Raw genomic sequence first — 17893 nt, 5'->3', positions numbered from 1 at the left:
CCCCGCAGCATTCTTCTGGGCTTCCCCGCCATGACCGACAGCGCCCCCGCCATCGAACTCAAGGGCATCTCCAAGGCCTTCGGCCCGGTTCAGGCGAATCGCGACATCTCGATCCGCGTCATGCCGGGCACGATCCACGGCATCATCGGCGAGAACGGCGCGGGCAAGTCGACGCTCATGTCGATCCTCTACGGCTTCTACGCGGCCGACGCGGGCGAAATCTTCGTCAAGGGCCGGCGGACCGAGATCCCCGACAGCCAGGCGGCGATCGCGGCGGGCATCGGCATGGTGTTCCAGCACTTCAAGCTCGTGCAGAACTTCACCGTGCTCGAGAACGTCATCCTCGGCGCCGAGGACGGCGCGCTGCTGAAGCCGTCGCTCGCCAAGGCCCGGGGCGTGCTGAAGCGCCTCGCCGAGGAATACGAGCTGCACGTCGATCCCGACACGCAGGTCCAGCACCTGTCGGTCGGCCACCAGCAGCGGGTCGAGATCCTCAAGGCGCTCTACCGGCAGGCGGACATCCTGATCCTCGACGAGCCGACGGGCGTGCTGACGCCGGCCGAGGCCGACCACCTCTTCCGCATCCTCGACAACCTTCGGGCCGAGGGGAAGACGATCATCCTCATCACCCACAAGCTGCGCGAGATCATGGAGATCACCGACACGGTGAGCGTGATGCGCCGCGGCGAAATGACCGCGACGGTCAAGACCGCCGAGACCTCGCCCGAACAGCTGGCCGAGCTCATGGTGGGGCGCAAGGTCCTGCTGCGCGTGGACAAGGCGCCGGCGCGGCCCGCCGCGACGCTCCTCGAGGTGGAGAACCTGCACCTCGTCGACGCGCAGGGGGTCGAACGGCTGCGCGGGATCTCCTTCGGCCTGCGCGCGGGCGAGGTTCTGGGCATCGCGGGCGTCGCCGGCAATGGCCAGTCCGAGCTGCTCGAGGTGCTGGGAGGCTATGCCGAGGCGACGGGCACCGTGCGCGTGAACGGCCGCGAGATCCCGCTGTCCGGCGCGGGCTGCGACGGCATGGCCCGGCGGGCCGCGGGCATCGGCCACGTCCCCGAGGACCGACAGCGCGAGGGGCTGATCATGCCCTACACCGCGTGGGAGAACAGCGTCTTCGGCTATCACCGCGACCCGCGTTACCAGAAGGGCGCGCTGATGGACCAGGCCGCGATCCGCGAGGACGCGGCGGGCAAGATGGAACGCTTCGACGTGCGACCGCCCAACCCGAACCTCGCGGCGCGGAACTTCTCGGGCGGCAACCAGCAGAAGATCGTCCTCGCCCGCGAGATCGAGCGCAACCCGGACGTCCTGCTGGTGGGCCAGCCCACGCGCGGCGTCGACATCGGCGCGATCGAGTTCATCCACAAGCAGATCGTGGCCCTGCGCGACGCCGGCAAGGCGATCCTGCTCGTGTCGGTCGAGCTCGACGAGATCTTCGCGCTGTCCGACCGCATCGCGGTGATGTTCGACGGCCGGATCATGGGCATCCGCGAGGCGGCCGAGACCGACCAGCGCGAGCTCGGCCTGCTCATGGCGGGCATCACCGAGGATCCGGGCGGCGACGCGATCGCCGCCATCGACGCGGCGATGGCGGAAAAGGAACGCCGGGAGGCCAGCCATGGATAGGATGCCAGCCTGGGCCGACGCGATCCTCGTCCCGCTGATCTCGCTGCTGCTGGCGGCGCTCCTGTCGGCCCTCGTGATCCTCGCCATCGGCGAGAACCCGGTCGAGGCCTTCCGCCTGATGGTCGACGGCGCGCTCATGCGATCGACCGGCTGGGGCTACACGCTCTATTACGCGACGAATTTCATCTTCACCGGCCTCGCCGTGTCGGTGGCGTTCCACGCGCGGCTCTTCAACATCGGCGGCGAGGGGCAGGCGACGCTCGGCGGCCTCGGCGTGGCGCTGGTCTGCCTCTACCTGCCCTGGCCGCACTGGACGCTGGCGCTGCTCGGCGCGTCGCTCGGCGCGGCGCTCTTCGGCGCGCTCTGGGCGCTGATCCCGGCCTGGCTGCAGGCCAAGCGCGGCAGCCACATCGTCATCACGACGATCATGTTCAACTTCATCGCGGCGGCGTTCCTGAACTACCTCCTCGTGAACCTGATGAAGCCCGCGGGCCAGATGGATCCCGCGACCGAGATCTTTCCCGCCGCGACCCACCTGCCCACCTTCCAGGACATGTTCGCGACCGAGGCGTCGCCGCTCTTTCGCGGCGCCCCCGGCAACGTGACCTTCTTCCTCGCGCTGCTCGCCTGCGTGGCCGTGTGGCTGCTGATCTGGCGCACGCGGCTCGGCTACGAGATCCGCGCGCTCGGCCATTCCGAGAGCGCGGCGCGCTATGCCGGCATCTCGCCGGTGCGGATCATCGTGATCACCATGCTCATCTCGGGGGCGCTCGCCGGCCTCATGGGCGTGAACACCGCGATGGGCGAGGCGGAGCGCCTCGTGCTGAACGCGACCGAGGGCGCGGGCTTCATCGGCATCGCGGTGGCGCTCATGGGGCGGAACCATCCCTTCGGCGTCTTCCTCGCCGCGATCCTCTTCGGCTTCCTCTACCAGGGCGGTGCGGAGCTCGCGCTCTGGACCAGCATCCCGCGGGAGCTGATCGTGGTGATCCAGGCTCTGGTGATCCTGTTCACCGGCGCGCTCGACAACATGGTGCGCATGCCGCTCGAACGCGTCTTCGCCGCGCGCCGCCGCCGCGCCCGCCGGACGCCGGCGGAATGACCCGACAGATGCGGAGCTGACGGCCCATGGATTTCGCAACCCTCCTGCAGGTCCTCGATTCCACCGTGCGGCTGGCGACCCCGCTGCTGCTGGCCTGCCTCGCCGGCCTCTTCTCGGAACGCTCGGGCATCTTCGACATCGGGCTCGAGGGCAAGATGCTGGTGGCGGCCTTCTTCTCGGCGGCGATCGCCGCGGCCACGGGATCGGTCTGGCTGGGCCTTCTCGCCGGCATCGCGGCGTCGCTCGTCCTCTCGGGCATCCACGGGCTCGCCTCCATCACCTTTCGCGGCAACCAGCTGATCTCGGGGGTGGCCATCAACTTTCTCGCCGCGGGACTGTCCGTGCTCATCGCGCAGGACTGGTTCGGACAGGGCGGGCGCACGCCCTCGCTCGTGGGCGGCGGCCGCTGGGACAACATCACCCTGCCCCTCGCCGAGACCCTGTCGGGCGTCCCGGTCATCGGGCCGATCTACGCCGAGCTGATCTCGGGCCATTCGATCCTCGTCTACGTGGCGTTCCTGATGGTGCCGCTGACCTGGTGGATCCTCTTCCGGACGCGGTTCGGGCTGCGCCTGCGCGCCGTGGGCGAGGCCCCCGAGGCCGTGGACACGGCGGGCGTCTCGGTGGTGGGCCTGCGCTACGCGGCGGTCGGCATCTGCGGGCTTCTCTGCGGCCTCGCGGGCAGCTACCTCGCCACCGGCCTGCAGGCGGGCTTCGTCAAGGACATGACCGCGGGGCGCGGCTACATCGCGCTCGCCGCGCTCATCTTCGCCAAGTGGCGGCCGTGGCACGCGCTCGGCGCCTGCCTTCTGTTCGGGCTCCTCCAGGCGGTGGCGCTGCGCTACCAGAACATCGACCTCGGCGGGCTGACCATCCCGGTGCAGGTGATGGACGCCCTGCCCTACATCCTCACCGTGGTGATCCTCGCGGGGTTCGTCGGCAAGGCGATCCCGCCGCGCGCGGGCGGCGAGCCCTACGTCAAGGAACGCTGAGCCTCAGACCGGCGGGTCGAGTTCCGCCGGGGACGGCGCGACGGCATCGCCCAGCGCGCGCGCCAGCGCCTTCAGCACCTCGGCGCGGGCCGAGACCTGCCGTTCGGCAAGCCCCAGCCGCCGGGTGATCGCGCCGTCGCCGAACGGCACCGCCCGCACGAGCCCCAGCGGCACGTCGAGAAGCGCGATCCGCGGCACCACCGCGACGCCGAGCCCCGCCGCGACGCAGCCCACGATCGCGGGCATGGTGTTCGTCACGGCGATCCCGGCCGGCCGCACGCCCATGCGCGACAGCTCCGTCTCGATCTGGCGGGCGAGCGGCACGCCCGTTTCGTAGCGGATGAACGGCAGGTCGGAGAGCAGCGCCGCGGCATCCCGCCCCTCGGCGCCTGCGGGCGCGGCGAGCACGAGCGGCTCGGTCAGGACCGGTCGCCAGATCAGCCCGGTCGGAACGCCCACATGTTCGGCCACGACAGCCGCGTCAAGCCGGCCCGCGGCGACGTCCGCCATCAGCCCCTCGGACATGCCCACCTTCAGGTCGAAGGTCAGGTCGGGATAGGCGGGCCGGATCGCCGCGAAAGCGAGAGGCACGAGCTGCATCGAAACCGTGCGGATCGCCCCGATCTTGAGCACTCCCGCCGTGCGGCCGCCACTGATCGCCGCCCGCGTTTCGGTCAGGATCCGCACGACGCCGCGGGCCGCGCGCACCACTTCCTCGCCCTTGGCGTTGAGCCGCGGGGGCCGCGTGCGGCGGTCGAACAGCACGACGCCAAGCTCGCCTTCAAGTGCCTGAATCTGCTGGCTCACCGCCGACGCCGTGAGGTTCACGATCCGCGCCGCGGCCGCGAAGCTGCCGGTGTCCGCAACCGCGACCAGCGTCTGCAATTGCCGCATGTCCATGGCTTTAGTTAAGAAAAGCTGCAGCAAAAGGCAAAGAGAAATCGCTTTCGAAAGGCTGGCTTGTGTCATAGCCCGGTTACATGATGTTGCATGGGTCCGCAAAGACGGGCCGACCAGACAGGGAGACGACCATGACCATCCTGGCACGTGCCACGACCGGCCTCGCGCTCGCCACCGCCGCCCTCGCCGCCCCCGCGGCGGCGCAGGAATATCCCGAACGACCGGTAGAGTTCATCGTGCCGTGGTCGCCCGGGGGCGGCAGCGACACGCTGATGCGGATCATCGCCAACAACGTCCCCGAGCACCTCGGCGTCGAGATGCCGGTCATCAACATGCCCGGCGTCGGCGGCACCGTCGGGCTGACCGAAGCCTCGCGGCGCGACGCGGACGGCTACACGATCAGCCAGGTGCACGAGGGGCTCCTGACCGCGACGGCGACCGGCCTGACCGAACTGTCCTGGCAGGATTTCGAGCCGATCGCGCTGATGACCGCCTCGCCGCAATACCTGGTGGCCAATGCCGACCAGCCCTACGCGACCTTCGAGGAATTCGTGACCTACGCGCAGGAGAACCCGGGCGAGATCATCATCGGCGTGACGCTCGGCGGCGTGCCCCACCTGCACGCGGCGATGATCGAGGAAGCGTTCGACCTGCAGTTCCAGTACGTGGGCTACGAGGGCACGGGTGAGCGCGTCCGCGCGCTCGTGGGCGGCAATCTCGACGTGGCGATCGGCGACATCTCCTCGGCGCAGCAATTCGTCGAGAACGGCGACCTGACCTTCCTCGCCGTGGGCTCGGCCGAACGGATGGAGCAGACACCGGACGTCCCGACCTTCACCGAACTTGGCGCCGAGCTCGACCTCGCGGTGACGCGCGGCATCGTCATGCCAAAGGGCGCGCCGGAGGAGGCCCGCGCCACGCTCGAATCCGCGCTCGAGGCGCTGGCGCAGGACGAGGCCTTCGTCACGCAGGTGAACAATGCCGGCGCCGAGGTCGATTTCCGCGGGCAGGACGGCTACACCTCCTACCTGCAGACGCTCGACGACACCGTGAACCGGCTGGCCGAGGTTCTCGCACCGTGAGCGGGCCCGCCGCGACGGACGTGCGGCTGGCACCGCAGGATGCGCCGGGCGAGGTCGCCCGGCTCATTTCCTACGTGGCGCTCCTGGCAGTGTCTGCCGGCCTCTTCGCCGAGGCCTGGGCGATCCCCGTGTCGCGGTTCGAGACGCTGGGCGCGGGCGCGTTCCCGATGCTCGTGCACGGCGTCCTGATGCTTCTCCTGGCCGGCGCGGCGATCGGGTCGCTCCGGCGACTGCCCGCGGGCGCCTGGACCGCCTTCGCCGCCGCCGCGGGGCACTGGGTACGCACCCGCCGGCTGGTGATCGTGGTCTTCGCCTGCCTCGCCCTCTACCTCGCCACCATGCCGGTCGTGGGCTACCCGCTGGCGACGCTCGCCTTCCTGGCGGTGCTGCAGGTCACGCTCGCCCCCAAGACGCGCACCGCCATCGCCATCTCGCTGGTGCTGGCGCTCCTCTTCTCCTTCGGCCTCAACTGGCTTTTCGCCGAGGTCTTCAACGTGTTCCTGCCGCGAGGACGCTGAACGATGGACGCCTTTCTGTCGGGCGCGGCACAGGTCCTGGCGCCGGCGACGCTCCTCTACATGCTGCTGGGCTCGATCGCCGGCATCATCGCCGCCGCCATCCCGGGCTTCACCGTCACCATGGCGATCGTGTTGACGCTGCCGCTGACCTTCAGCATGGAGCCGCTGCAGGGCATCGCGGTGATGCTGTCGGTCTACGTGGGCGGATATACCGGCGGTCTGATCTCGGCGGCGCTGCTCGGCATCCCCGGCACGCCGTCCTCGGTCGCCACGACCTTCGACGCCTTTCCCATGGCCCGGAACGGCGAGCCGGGGCGCGCGCTGTCGATCGGGGTCTGGGCGTCCTTCTTCGGCACGCTGATCTCGACCGCGGTGCTGATCGTGGCGGCACCGCCGCTCGCCATCTTCGCTGTGCGGCTCGGCCCGTGGGAATACTTCTCGCTCATCGTCTTTGCCCTGACCATCGTGGCGAGCCTCGTCGGCAGTTCGCTGCAGCGTGGGCTCATCGCCGCGATGATCGGCCTCGCCATCTCGACCATCGGCACCGACCCGATCCTCGGGAGGCCGCGCTTCGATTTCGGCCTCGAGGTGCTGGCGGCGGGCCTGCCCTTCCTCGTGGTGCTGATCGGCATCTTCGCCATCTCGCAGCTCGCCTCCGAGGTCGAGGACGCCGATGCCATCAAGCGCGGCGAGAAGCTGGTGCAGGGCGAGATCTCGTTCCGCACCTGGGCGGTCATGCGAGAGGTGCTGATGCGCCCGGTCAACCTCGTGCGGTCCTCGCTCGTGGGTGTGGCCATCGGCGCCCTGCCCGGCGCCGGCGGGTCGATCGCCAACCTCGTGGCCTACGACCAGGCGCGCCGCGCCTCGAAGACGCCCGAGGCGTTCGGCAAGGGCACCCCCGACGGCGTCGTGGCGTCCGAGGCCGGGAACTCGGCGACCGCCGGCGGCGGTCTCATCCCGCTCATCGCGCTCGGCATCCCGGGATCGGCGGTCGACGCGATCCTGATGGCCTCGCTCATGGTGCACGGCATCTCGGTCGGGCCGCGGCTCATCATGGACAACGCCGATCTCGTCTACGGCATGTTCGTGGCGATGACCGTGGCGAGCCTCATGATGCTCGTGGTCTGCGTCCTGTCGATGAAGAGCTTCCTGCGGGTGGCGGAGGTGCCGAAATGGGTCGTCGTGCCCGTGGTGCTGGTCTGCTGCGTCGTGGGATCCTTCGCTCTCAACAACCGGGTCACCGATCTCTACCTGCTCGGGTTCGTCGGGCTCTTCGGCTACGCGCTGCGCGCGCTCGACTACCCGCTCGCGCCGCTCGTGCTGGGCGTCATCCTCGGCCCCATCGCCGAGACGAACCTGCGCCGCGCCCTGATGACCGACGGCGACTGGTCGCTGTTCCTGACCCGGCCGGTCAGCCTCGTCTTCCTGCTCGCCGCCGCGGCCTCCGTCGCGTGGGCGGTCCGGTCGCACCTCACCGCAAGAAGGGCGCGCGACAGCGCCAAGGAGTCCGCCTGATGTATCTTCGCCCCGATCCGCTCTACGCCGCGCGCCGTTCGCCGGTCCTGGCCGACAACGCGGTGGCCACCTCCCACCCGCTGGCCGCCCAGGCGGGGCTCGCGATGCTGGCGCGGGGCGGGAACGCCGCGGACGCCGCGGTCGCCGCCGCCGCCGTTTTGACGGTGGTCGAGCCGACGGGCAACGGGCTCGGGTCGGACGCGTTCTGCATCCTCTGGGACGGTGCCCGTCTGCACGGCCTGAACGCCTCGGGCGCCTCGCCCGCCGCATGGACGCCCGAGCGCTTCGCCGGACGCGACGCGATGCCGTTCCGCGGTTGGGAGAGCGTGACCGTGCCGGGCGCCGTCAGCGCCTGGGCCGAGCTTGCCGAGCGGTTCTGCGCCTTCGACCTCGAGACGCTCCTCGAACCCGCGGTGCGCTACGCCGCCGAGGGATTCACCGTGACGCCGATGATCGGCACGCTCTGGCAGCGCGGGGCCGAGGAACTTGGCGCCCAGCCGGGCTTTGCCGAGGCGTTCATGCCCGGCGGCCGTGCCCCGCGCCCGGGCGAGCGGTTCCGCAACCCCGCCCAGTCCGAAAGCCTGCGCGCCATTGCCGAAAGCGGCGGCCGCGCCTTCTACGAAGGCGCGCTTGCCGAACGCATCGCCGAGGCGGCCCGGGCGAACGGCGCCGCGCTGGCGCTCGAGGACCTCGCGGCGCACCGCGCCGAATGGTGCGGCACGATCTCGGGCCCCGCGGGCGGCGACAGGCTGCACGAGATCCCGCCGAACGGCCAAGGCATCGCCGCGCTCATGGCGCTGGCCATGCTCGACCATACCGGGATCGCCGATCTCGGCCCCGACGACCCGGCGGCGATGCACCTGCAGATCGAGGCGATCAAGCTCGCCTTCGCCGACCTGCACGCCTACGTCGCCGACGGGCGCCAGATGACCGATCCGACGGTGCAGGCGCTGCTGGACGGTGCCTACCTCAAGGAACGTGCGGCGCGGATCGATCCCGCGCGGGCGGAGGTCCACGGCCCCGGCGCCCCGAAGAACGGCGGCACCGTCTACCTCACGGCGGCCGATGCCTCGGGCATGATGGTGTCCTTCATCCAGTCGAACTATGCCGGTTTCGGCTCGGGCGCCGTGGTGCCCGGCACCGGGATCAGCCTGCAGAACCGCGGCGCGGGCTTCACGCTCGAGCGCGGCCACCCGAACGAGGTCGGCCCGTCCAAGCGCCCCTTCCACACCATCATCCCGGGCTTCCTCATGCACGAGGGCGCGCCGGTCACGAGTTTCGGCGTCATGGGCGGCCCCATGCAGGCGCAGGGCCACGTCCAGATGGTGTTGCGCACGCGGCTCTGGGGGCAGGACCCGCAGACGGCGGTCGACGCGCCGCGCTGGCGCTTCGTCTCGGGGCGCAAGGTCGCGGTCGAATCCGCGCTGCCCAGGGCGACCTGCGCCGCGCTGTCGGATCTCGGGCACGAGATCGACGTGGAGGAACCCGACCGCGCGTTCGGCTTCGGCGGCGCGCAGATCATCGAGCGGCTGCCCGGCGGCGGGTACATGGCGGGCTCCGATCCGCGGAAGGACGGACAGGCCGTGGGCTTCTGACATCGGGGGCGCGGTGATTTGCATCGCGCCCCGTTGCCAACGACCACGCCGCTGCGCAATCTGGGCACATGCAGCTATACCTTCCCATTGCCGAGGTTTCGGTCAACCTGATCCTGCTTCTCGGCGTGGGAACCATGGTGGGCATCCTGTCCGGAATGTTCGGCGTGGGCGGCGGATTCCTGATCACGCCGCTCCTCTTCTTCATGGGCATCCCGCCTGCAGTCGCGGTGGCGACCGGCGCCAACCAGATCGTGGCGAGCTCCGTCTCGGCCGTGCTCGCGCATCTGAGACGCCGGACGGTCGACATCCGCATGGGCACGGTGCTTCTCGCGGGCGGTCTCGTGGGCTCGGCCCTCGGCGTCTGGCTCTTCAACTGGCTCAAGGCGCTCGGGCAGGTCGAGCTGCTCGTGCAGCTCTGCTACGTCGTCTTCCTCGGCGTGATCGGCGCGCTGATGCTGGTCGAGAGCGTGCGCGCGCTCCTCAACGCGAACAAGGGCCGCACGCCCAAGCGGCGCAACCACGGCTGGGTGCACGGCCTGCCCTTCAAGATGCGCTTCCGTGCCTCGGGGCTCTACATCTCGGCGCTGCCGCCGCTCCTGGTCGGCGCCGCGGTCGGGGTGCTGGCGGCGATCATGGGGGTGGGCGGCGGTTTCATCATGGTGCCCGCGATGATCTACCTCCTCGGCATGCCGACCAAGGTCGTCGTGGGCACGTCGCTGTTCCAGATCATCTTCGTCACGGCGTTCACGACCCTCCTGCACGCGGTGACCACGCAGACGGTCGACATCTTCCTCGCGCTCGCGCTCATCATGGGGGGCGTGGTCGGCGCGCAGCTGGGCGCGATCCTCGGCGCGCGGCTCAGGGCGGAACAGCTGCGCATCCTGCTCGCGCTCCTCGTCGTGGGCGTCTGCATCAAGCTCGCGCTGGAACTCGTGCTGACGCCCGAGGAACTTTACGTCATCTCGTTCGAGGGGGCGCCCACGTGATCCGGACGCTCGTGACATTCGCGCTCGGGATGGCGCTCGCCCTGCCCGCTTCGGCGCGCGAGGAGGTGGTGCTGGGCCTCAGCCAGGACGAGGTGTCGATCTCGGCCGATTTCGACGGCTCCGAGATCCTCGTCTACGGCGCGGTCAAGCGCGAGACCCCGATCCCGGTCGACCCGCCGCTCGAGGTGCTGGTGACGGTCGCGGGCCCTTTCGTGCCGCTGACGGTCTACCGCAAGGAACGCAAGCTCGGCATCTGGGTGAACGCCGACGCGGTCGAGGTGGACGCAGCACCGTCGTTCTACGCCGTCGCGACCTCGGGTCCGTGGGAGGACGTGATCTCGCATGTCGAGGACCTGCGCCATTCCGTGTCGATCCCGCGCGCGATCCGCTCCGTCGGCGCGCAGGTCGAGGAGGCGCAGACCTTCAGCGACGCGGTCATCCGCATCCGCGAGACCTCGGGGCTCTACCGGCTGCTGCAGGGCGAGGTGAACATCCGCGAGGAGACCCTGTTTTCCACCCGCGTGCGGCTGCCCGCAAACCTGATCGAGGGCGCCTACGTCACCCGCATCTTCCTGACCCGCGACGGGTCGGTGATCGGCCAGACCGAGGCGGTGATCGACGTGCGCAAGGTCGGCCTCGAGCGCTGGCTCTTCAACCTGTCGAAGGACCAGCCGCTGCTCTACGGCCTTCTGTCGCTGTCGCTCGCCATCTTCGCCGGCTGGGGAGCGTCGGCCGCGTTCCGCGCGATCCGGAACTGACCGCGATGCCCCGCACGCCGCCGCCCCGCCGCGCCGACTTTGCCGCCTTCCTGCCCGTCCAGACCCGCTGGGCGGACAACGACGAATACGGCCACATGAACAACGCGACCTATTACGCGATCTTCGACAACGTGATCTCGGTCTGGCAGATGGCGCAGGGGGTGACGATCCGCGGACCCGGGGCGATCCGCTTCGTCGTGGTCGAGAACGGCTGCACCTATTTCCGCGAGGTGGGCTTTCCTGACGCGCTCGAGGCGGGCCTGAGGCTGACGCAGATCGGGACCTCGTCCTACCGGATCGAGGTCGCCCTGTTCCGCGAGGGCGAGGACGCGGCCGCGACCCTCGGCTTCTTCCATAACGTGCTCACGGACGCGACCGGCCGGCCGCGGCCGATCCCGGAGGGCCTGCGCGCGGTGCTGGACCGGCTGCGCACGTCCTGAGACCGGCCCGGGGCGTGGAGGTCAGTCTTCCTGCTGGAACTCGGGCGCCTGCTCCAGCTGTTCCTGGTTCAGCCGCGTGACGATGGTGATCGTGCCGTCCTCGGGCGACCGCGCGAGCCGCAGGTCGGAGAGCGGGATCATCACCGTCTTCTCGCCGATGCCGATGAAACCGCCCACGTCGGTGGTCACGCCCTGCACCTGGCCCGAATCGTCGAGCAGGATTTCCTCGACCTCGCCGATGCGCTCGAGGCCGGCGAGGATCGGCTGCAGCGGCTGGTCGGTGTCCCAGCTCTGCGGGTCGTAGTCGCCCTCGAGCGACACGATGTCCGCCTCCTCGATCATCTCGGCGGTGATGTAGACGGGCTGCGCCCCGGCATCGCCGGACTGGTCCTGGGTCGCCGAAGCGCCCTGGTCGGCCGGCTGGTCCGTGTCGGTCCCGCTCGTCTGGGCGTAGGCGGGAAGCGCGAGGGCCGCGGCCAGGGCGGCGGCAAGAGCGGTGCGGGACATGGTCATCCTTTCTGTCCGGACAGAGTGCAGGCAGAACGGACACTGCGGGGCACGGGTTCCCTCGATCGTGATCACGGGGGGCCGATCAGCGCGGAAAGATCGCCACCATCTCGGCCTCGAAGGCGGGCCAGCTCATGGTCGCCCTGTTGCCGGCATGGCCGTGGTAGCGCGATCGCCCGCTCGGCAGCGGAAAGCCCGCCCAGATGCCGGCGAGGTTCACCATGAAGTCGCGGCGCCCGAGCGTGCCGTCCCGCACCGCGTGCAGCCCGGCCTCCGAAAGGAGCCGGTCCGCCAGCCGGTCCTGCAGGTCGGGAGAGAAGCGCGCGGCGGGATCGACGCCCAGGTCGCGCATGAGCCGGCGCAGCGTCGAGGGAATGAACTGGTAGCGCCCGATGGCATGCGGCTGGCCCGGCGTCGCGCGGATCCAGTCGTAGATGTCCTGCACGCGCATCTGCGTGGGCGGCCGCGGCGGGCGCAGGCGCGCGCCGTGCTGGACCGCGTCGTAGCCGGCCTGCCCCGCCTCGGCCCGCGCAATCAGGTCGCGGATGCGCAGCGCGTCGCTGCCGCCCCCCGTCCAGGGCGCGACGGCCGCGACCACGTCGCCCCGTTCGGACCAGGGCGCGAAGAGCCCGCCATCCGTGCGCCCGGAAAAGAGGCTGCCCGCCGCGCCGCCGCGGCGCCCGGGTTCCGCGAGCGCGACAAGGGGCGTCGCGGCGGCGCGTCCCCGGTCGAAGAAGGCGAGCGCCTCGGCCCCGGCGCCGGGCGCGGCCGCGAGACCCGCGCAGCAGGTGAGCCACAGCAGCGCCGCCCGTGTCATCCCCGCGATGTCCCCCGCTTGCCCCATCCGAGGCGACACCATGAGGACAAGGCATTCAGAAAGCGTTGAAGGGCCTCAGCCGCTTTCGTGGAAATGTCCGTAGATGCGTTCGGCCAGCGCCTCGGACACGCCCTCGACCGCCTTGAGGTCGGCGAGGTTGGCGCGGCTCACCGCCTTGGCCGACCCGAAATGCTGCAGGAGAGCGCGCTTGCGCGACGCTCCCACGCCCGCGATCTCGTCCAGCGGATTGGCCGACACCGCCTTGGCGCGCTTGGCCCGGTGGGTGCCGATGGCGAAGCGGTGCGCCTCGTCGCGAAGCCGCTGCACGAAGTAGAGCACCGGGTCGTTGCGGCGCAGCGCGAAGGGCCGTTCGCCGAAGCGGTGGAACTCCTCCTTGCCGTGGTCGCGGTCGATGCCCTTGGCCACGCCAACCATCGCCACGTCCTCGACGCCGTGCTGGGCCATGATCTCGTGCACGGCACTGACCTGCCCCTGCCCGCCGTCGATCAGCAGCAGGTCCGGCCAGAGCCCCTTGTCCCGGTCCGGGTCTTCCTTGAGCAGCCTTTTGAACCGGCGCGACAGCACCTCCTTCATCATCCCGAAATCGTCGCCCGGCGTCAGCTCGTCGCCGCGGATGTTGAACTTGCGGTACTGGTTCTTGAGGTATCCCTCGGGCCCCGCGACGATCATCGCCCCCACCGCGTGCGCGCCCTGAATGTGGCTGTTGTCGTAGACCTCGATCCGTTCCGGCACGGTCTCGAGCCCGAAGGCCTCGGCCAGCCCGCGCAGGAGCTTTCCCTGCGCCGCGCTCTCGGCCATCTTCCGGCCGAGGCTCTCGCGCGCGTTGCGCAACGCCCCCTCGATCAGCTCGGCCTTCTCGCCCCGCTGCGGCACCGCGATCTCGACCTTGCGGCCGAGCTTCTCGCTCAGCGCCTCGATCATCAGGTCGGGGCTCTCGATCGGATGCGACAGCAGCAAGAGGCGCGGCGGCTCCTTCGTGTCGTAGAACTGGCCGATGAACGCCTCGAGCACCTCCGCGTGGTCCACGTCCTCGCCCACCCGGGGGTAGAAGTCGCGGTTGCCCCAGTTCTGGTGCGCGCGGATGAAGAAGACCTGCACGCAGGCCTGCCCGCCCTCCATGTGCAGCGCGAGGATGTCGGCCTCGCCCACAGTGCGGGGGTTGATGCCCTGCGCGGTCTGCACCTGCGTCAGCGCCCGGATACGGTCGCGCAGCGCCGCCGCGCGCTCGAACTCCATGGCGTCCGAGGCGTCCTGCATCTGCCGCGCAAGCGTTTCCTGCACCTTGGTGTCGCGCCCGGACAGGAAGCGCTCGGCGTCGCGCACGCTCTCGGCATAGTCCTCGCCCGAGATGCGCCCGACGCAGGGCGCGCTGCATCGCTTGATCTGGTGCAGGAGGCACGGCCGCGTGCGCGTCTCGAACACGGAATCCGAACAGTTGCGCAGCAGGAACGCCTTCTGCAGCTGGTTCAGCGTGCGGTTCACCGCGCCGGCGCTCGCGAACGGGCCGTAATAGCTGCCCTTCTCCTTCTTTGCGCCGCGATGCTTCTTGATCTGCGGATAGGGATGGTCGCCTGTCACGAGGATGTTCGGGAACGACTTGTCGTCCCGCAGGAGCACGTTGAACTTGGGCTTGAGCTGCTTGATCAGGTTCTGCTCGAGCAGCAGCGCCTCGGTCTCGGTCCGCGTCGTGAGGAACATCATCGATGCGGTTTCGCGGATCATTCGGGCGATGCGCGGCGTGTGCCCGGAGGGCCGGGCATAGTTCGACACCCGCGCCTTGAGGTTGCGCGCCTTGCCCACGTAGAGCACCCGGCTCTGTGCATCGAGCATGCGGTAGACCCCCGGCCGCGACGGCAGCGTCCGGAGGTAGCCCTGGATGCAGTCGTGGCCGGTCGGACCGGCCGGAATGTCGTTTTCCACGCCTTCGTTCATCGCCTCGTGTCAACCTGCCGATACAGGCCCCGATTCGTCCTGTCCGAGGCTGCACCGCAGCCCGATTTCAAGTCCGGAGGCATCCACCGATCCTGTGGATAAGCCTTGGGAGCGTTTGCGTAAGTCACAAATTTTTTATTGAATCTTAACAGTTTGGTTAAGTTGCCCGTTTTTTAGGCGCATAAATAAGCTGTTGTAACAAAAGGAAATTTTCTAGAGACTGCCGAGCATGTCCGCTCCTGGGGGTGCCCCTTTACCTTTTCTTAAACATTCCGGTCGCCGGTGCACAAGTTGCCGCCAGGGCAGCACGGGAGCCCCTATTCGACCCCCAAGACGTCCGGGGTCTGCCAGGCAAGGTGCTGGCCCCCGTCGACGCACAGAAGCTGCCCGGTGATGGCCGGTGCCGACAGGAAATATCCCAGCGCCGCGGTGATGTCGTCCGGCGACGCGCCGCGTTCGAGCACGGTCGCGGCGCGCTGGCGGGCGAAATGGTCGTCGCTCTGGCGCGCCCCCTGCAGGGTCGGGCCGGGGCCGATGGCGTTCACCCGCACCCGCGGCGCCAGCGCCTGCGCCGCCGTCCGGGTAAAGGCCCAGAGCCCCATCTTGGCGATGGTGTAGGTCATGAAGTGCGGCGTAAGCTTGCGCACCCTCTGGTCGATCATGTTGACGACGAGGCCCTGCGCCACCGGCTCGCCGTTCTCGTCCCCGGACGGGTCGGGCACCTGCGCTGCCAAGGCCTGCGTCAGCACGAAAGGCGCGCGCAGGTTGCTTTCCATGTGCCGGTCCCAGCTCTCGCGCGTCGCCCCCGCGATATCGTCGTATTCGAAGATCGACGCGTTGTTCACGAGACGCGTCACCGGGCCGCCCAGCGCCTCGGCCGCCCGCGGCAGCAGCGCCTGCGTCTCCGCCTCGTCGAGGAGGTCGGCCTGCACCGCCACGGCGCGGCGACCCAGCGCCTCGATCTCGCGCACGGTGTCCCGGGCGGCGTCGGCCGACCCGCCGTAATGCACCGCGACGTCGCAGCCGTTCCGCGCCAGGTACAGCGCCATGGCGCGCCCGAGCCGTTTCGCCCCGCCGGTGACCAGCGCCCTGTGTTGCATCGTCTCGGTCATCTCGGTCGGCCCCTTCTTCACATCGTCAGGACGACGGCCACGTAGGCGGCGTAGAGCGCCGTCAGGATCACCCCCCACACCCGCGTCAGGTTGCGGCGCAGGAGCACGAACGGGATCAGCAGCAGCGACGCGGCCAGCATCACCCACAGGTCGAAGCGCAGGAAGGACGGGTCGACCTCCATCGGCGCGATCAGCGACGCGACACCGATGATCGCGAGCAGGTTGAACATGTTCGACCCGATCACGTTGCCGAGCGCCACGTCCGCCTGCCGCCGCAGGGCCGCCGCGACCGTTGTCGCAAGCTCCGGCAGCGAGGTGCCGACCGCGACGAGCGTCAGGCCGATCACCGTGTCGCTGACGCCGAAGCGCTGCGCGATCTCGGTCGCGCTGTCCACGAGAAGGTCGGCGCCAATCGGCAGGCCCACGAGGCCCAGGACGATGTAGACGGCGATCTTCCACCAGGCCATCTCGGGATCGGCGCCCTCGACCTCCTCGGGGTCGTCCTCGGGCACGGCCTGGCCGGCGCGGCGGTGCCGCAGCGAATCCCGGAAGTTGTCCGCGAGGATCAGGCCGAGCCCCGCCAGCAGGACGAGCCCGGCGATCCAGTCGAACACGCCCCGAAAGGCGAGCCCGATGAACAGGACCGTGGATGCCAGCATCACCCAGTAGCTCTTGCGGGTGTCGTGCTCGGAAGTGTGCATGACCGCCAGCAGCGACGGGATGCCGAGCACCAGGAGCACGTTGGCGGTGTTCGACCCGACCACGTTGCCAAGCGCGATGCCCGGCGCGCCGTCAAGCGCCGCGTTGATCGAGATCAGGAGCTCGGGGGCCGAAGTGCCGAAGGCGACGATGGTCAGCGACACGATCAGGGCCGGCACGCCGACCCGGAGCGCGAGGTTCACCGCGCCCTTCACCAGCGCGTCCCCCGCCAGAAGCAGGATCACGAGACCCAGCGCCGCCAATGCCCAGACCATCTCAGCCCTCCCGGGTCTTGCAGGGACAGGGCCCCCGCCCGATGCGATACCGCCCGCACTCCGGGCACTTGCGCTGCCCGAGACGCATGATCTTGGGCGCGCGGAGCTTGCCGAACATGCCGAGCACGCCGACGAACACGAGGAACAGGAGGACGATCTTTACGATCACGTCAGAGGCCGAAACGCGCGAAATCCGCACGCTCCTCGATGGTGCCCAGCGCGTCCTGCACGAGCGTGGTGCCGAAACGCGCGAGGAACGGCCGCCGCACCTCGTACCGGCGGAACCGCACCTTGTCGCCGAAGCGGGCCTTCATCACCGGCACCAGGTGTCCGATGCCATCGGCCAGCCCCACCTCGACGGCGTTGCGGCCGATCCAGATCTCGCCGGTGAAGAGATCCGCGTCCTCGGCGAGCTTGCCGGCGCGGCGCTCCTTCACCTGCGCGATGAAGGTGTCGTGCAGCTGGGAAAGCCAGCGGTTCAGGCGCGCCACGTCCTCCTCGCTCTCGGGACGGAAGGGGTCGAGCATGCTCTTCGACCGGCCGGCCGTGTGCACGCGCCGCTCGATGCCCTGCCGCTGCAGGAAGACATGCGCGCCGAAGCCCGACGAGATGACGCCGATGGAGCCGAGGATCGAGGACGGATCGGCGTGGATCTCGTCCGCGGCGCTGGCCAGCCAGTAGCCGCCCGAGGCTGCCACATCCTCGACAAAGGCGAAGACCGGAACCTTCTTCTCCTCGGACAGACGCCGGATGCGGGCCGCGATGAGCGAGGATTGCGCCGGCGAGCCGCCGGGCGAGTTGATCTCCAGCGCGACGGCGGCGGGCTTGCCCCGCGAGAACGCCTTCTCGATCATCGACGACGTCGAGCGGTCGGTCAGGCTGCTTCGGCCCGGACCGCCGATCGTGCCCTGCAACCGGACGATGGCGACATGCGGCCGGTTCTTCTTGAACGGGTTCCAACGGGTCATGTCGGGCATTTAGAGGCTGCCTCGTGTGCAGACAAGACGCGC

General features: G+C 69.7%; 18 protein-coding genes. 10 read left to right on the top strand and 8 right to left on the bottom strand.

Annotated features, from left to right (window positions below):
- Positions 1-30 precede the first annotated feature (30 nt).
- Genes RISW2_RS00715 through RISW2_RS00705 form a run of 3 tightly spaced genes read left to right on the top strand, consistent with a single transcriptional unit; the run spans position 31 to position 3726 of the window.
- Entirely contained in the window at positions 31-1632 is a 1602-nt protein-coding gene (locus tag RISW2_RS00715; RefSeq protein WP_043765270.1) for an ABC transporter ATP-binding protein, read from the top strand.
- Complete coding sequence (locus RISW2_RS00710; protein WP_043765267.1) at positions 1625-2734, top strand: ABC transporter permease; 1110 nt, start codon at positions 1625-1627, stop codon at positions 2732-2734. Before RISW2_RS00715 ends, RISW2_RS00710 begins: the two co-directional genes overlap by 8 nt.
- 26 nt (positions 2735-2760) lie before the next feature.
- On the top strand, positions 2761-3726 hold the full coding sequence (locus RISW2_RS00705; protein WP_043765266.1) for an ABC transporter permease: 966 nt from the start codon (positions 2761-2763) through the stop codon (positions 3724-3726).
- Positions 3727-3729: 3 nt separating this feature from the next.
- On the opposite strand, the gene RISW2_RS00700 is transcribed toward RISW2_RS00705, so the two are convergent.
- Entirely contained in the window at positions 3730-4620 is an 891-nt protein-coding gene (locus tag RISW2_RS00700) for a LysR family transcriptional regulator (protein WP_244437482.1), read from the bottom strand.
- 137 nt (positions 4621-4757) lie between these two features.
- Here RISW2_RS00700 and RISW2_RS00695 point away from each other — a divergent pair, with 137 nt between their 5' ends.
- The 7 genes from RISW2_RS00695 to RISW2_RS00665 all read left to right on the top strand — a co-directional run bounded on the left by RISW2_RS00695 (position 4758) and on the right by RISW2_RS00665 (position 11520).
- Positions 4758-5708: a tripartite tricarboxylate transporter substrate binding protein gene (locus tag RISW2_RS00695; RefSeq protein ID WP_043765263.1), complete on the top strand. Its 951-nt coding sequence runs from the start codon at positions 4758-4760 to the stop codon at positions 5706-5708.
- Entirely contained in the window at positions 5705-6226 is a 522-nt protein-coding gene (locus tag RISW2_RS00690; protein ID WP_244437481.1) for a tripartite tricarboxylate transporter TctB family protein, read from the top strand. Before RISW2_RS00695 ends, RISW2_RS00690 begins: the two co-directional genes overlap by 4 nt.
- A gap of 3 nt (positions 6227-6229) precedes the next feature.
- Positions 6230-7741 (top strand): tripartite tricarboxylate transporter permease, encoded by a 1512-nt coding sequence (locus tag RISW2_RS00685; RefSeq protein WP_043765261.1) that lies wholly within the window; start codon positions 6230-6232, stop codon positions 7739-7741.
- Positions 7741-9336, top strand: coding sequence for a gamma-glutamyltransferase family protein (locus RISW2_RS00680; RefSeq protein ID WP_043765259.1), 1596 nt, complete (start codon positions 7741-7743; stop codon positions 9334-9336). Before RISW2_RS00685 ends, RISW2_RS00680 begins: the two co-directional genes overlap by 1 nt.
- Positions 9337-9404: 68 nt before the next feature.
- Positions 9405-10322: a sulfite exporter TauE/SafE family protein gene (locus RISW2_RS00675; RefSeq protein WP_043765258.1), complete on the top strand. Its 918-nt coding sequence runs from the start codon at positions 9405-9407 to the stop codon at positions 10320-10322.
- The gene (locus tag RISW2_RS00670) at positions 10319-11080 is read left to right on the top strand and encodes a TIGR02186 family protein (RefSeq protein ID WP_043765256.1); all 762 of its coding nucleotides are present in this window, start codon (positions 10319-10321) and stop codon (positions 11078-11080) included. The genes RISW2_RS00675 and RISW2_RS00670 overlap by 4 nt, the downstream gene beginning before the upstream one ends.
- A gap of 5 nt (positions 11081-11085) precedes the next feature.
- Positions 11086-11520, top strand: coding sequence for an acyl-CoA thioesterase (locus RISW2_RS00665; protein ID WP_043765254.1), 435 nt, complete (start codon positions 11086-11088; stop codon positions 11518-11520).
- 21 nt (positions 11521-11541) lie between these two features.
- Here the strand turns inward: RISW2_RS00665 and RISW2_RS00660 are convergent, their stop codons facing one another.
- The 7 genes from RISW2_RS00660 to RISW2_RS00630 form a co-directional block, all read right to left on the bottom strand.
- Positions 11542-12027: a PRC-barrel domain-containing protein gene (locus tag RISW2_RS00660; RefSeq protein WP_043765252.1), complete on the bottom strand. Its 486-nt coding sequence runs from the start codon at positions 12025-12027 to the stop codon at positions 11542-11544.
- 85 nt (positions 12028-12112) lie between these two features.
- Positions 12113-12844: a lysozyme family protein gene (locus RISW2_RS00655; RefSeq protein ID WP_043765250.1), complete on the bottom strand. Its 732-nt coding sequence runs from the start codon at positions 12842-12844 to the stop codon at positions 12113-12115.
- Positions 12845-12919: 75 nt separating this feature from the next.
- A complete protein-coding gene (gene uvrC, locus RISW2_RS00650; protein WP_051491696.1) occupies positions 12920-14797 on the bottom strand; it encodes an excinuclease ABC subunit UvrC in 1878 nt (625 codons plus the stop codon).
- A 317-nt stretch (positions 14798-15114) separates the two neighbouring features.
- Positions 15115-15909 carry an SDR family oxidoreductase gene (locus tag RISW2_RS00645; RefSeq protein WP_043765471.1) on the bottom strand — a complete coding sequence of 265 codons (795 nt, stop codon included), beginning with the start codon at positions 15907-15909 and terminating at the stop codon, positions 15115-15117.
- 17 nt (positions 15910-15926) lie between these two features.
- Complete coding sequence (locus tag RISW2_RS00640) at positions 15927-16883, bottom strand: calcium/sodium antiporter (RefSeq protein ID WP_043765248.1); 957 nt, start codon at positions 16881-16883, stop codon at positions 15927-15929.
- A 1-nt stretch (position 16884) separates the two neighbouring features.
- The gene (locus RISW2_RS25360) at positions 16885-17052 is read right to left on the bottom strand and encodes a hypothetical protein (protein ID WP_043765246.1); all 168 of its coding nucleotides are present in this window, start codon (positions 17050-17052) and stop codon (positions 16885-16887) included.
- Position 17053: 1 nt separating this feature from the next.
- A complete protein-coding gene (locus RISW2_RS00630; protein WP_043765469.1) occupies positions 17054-17851 on the bottom strand; it encodes a S49 family peptidase in 798 nt (265 codons plus the stop codon).
- Between the last annotated feature and the right edge of the window lie 42 nt (positions 17852-17893).

It is taken from the genome of Roseivivax isoporae LMG 25204 (assembly GCF_000521865.1).
Taxonomy (GTDB): domain Bacteria; phylum Pseudomonadota; class Alphaproteobacteria; order Rhodobacterales; family Rhodobacteraceae; genus Roseivivax; species Roseivivax isoporae.
Note: the sequence above shows the minus strand (reverse complement) of the source record. Positions and strands in the feature narration are given on the sequence as shown.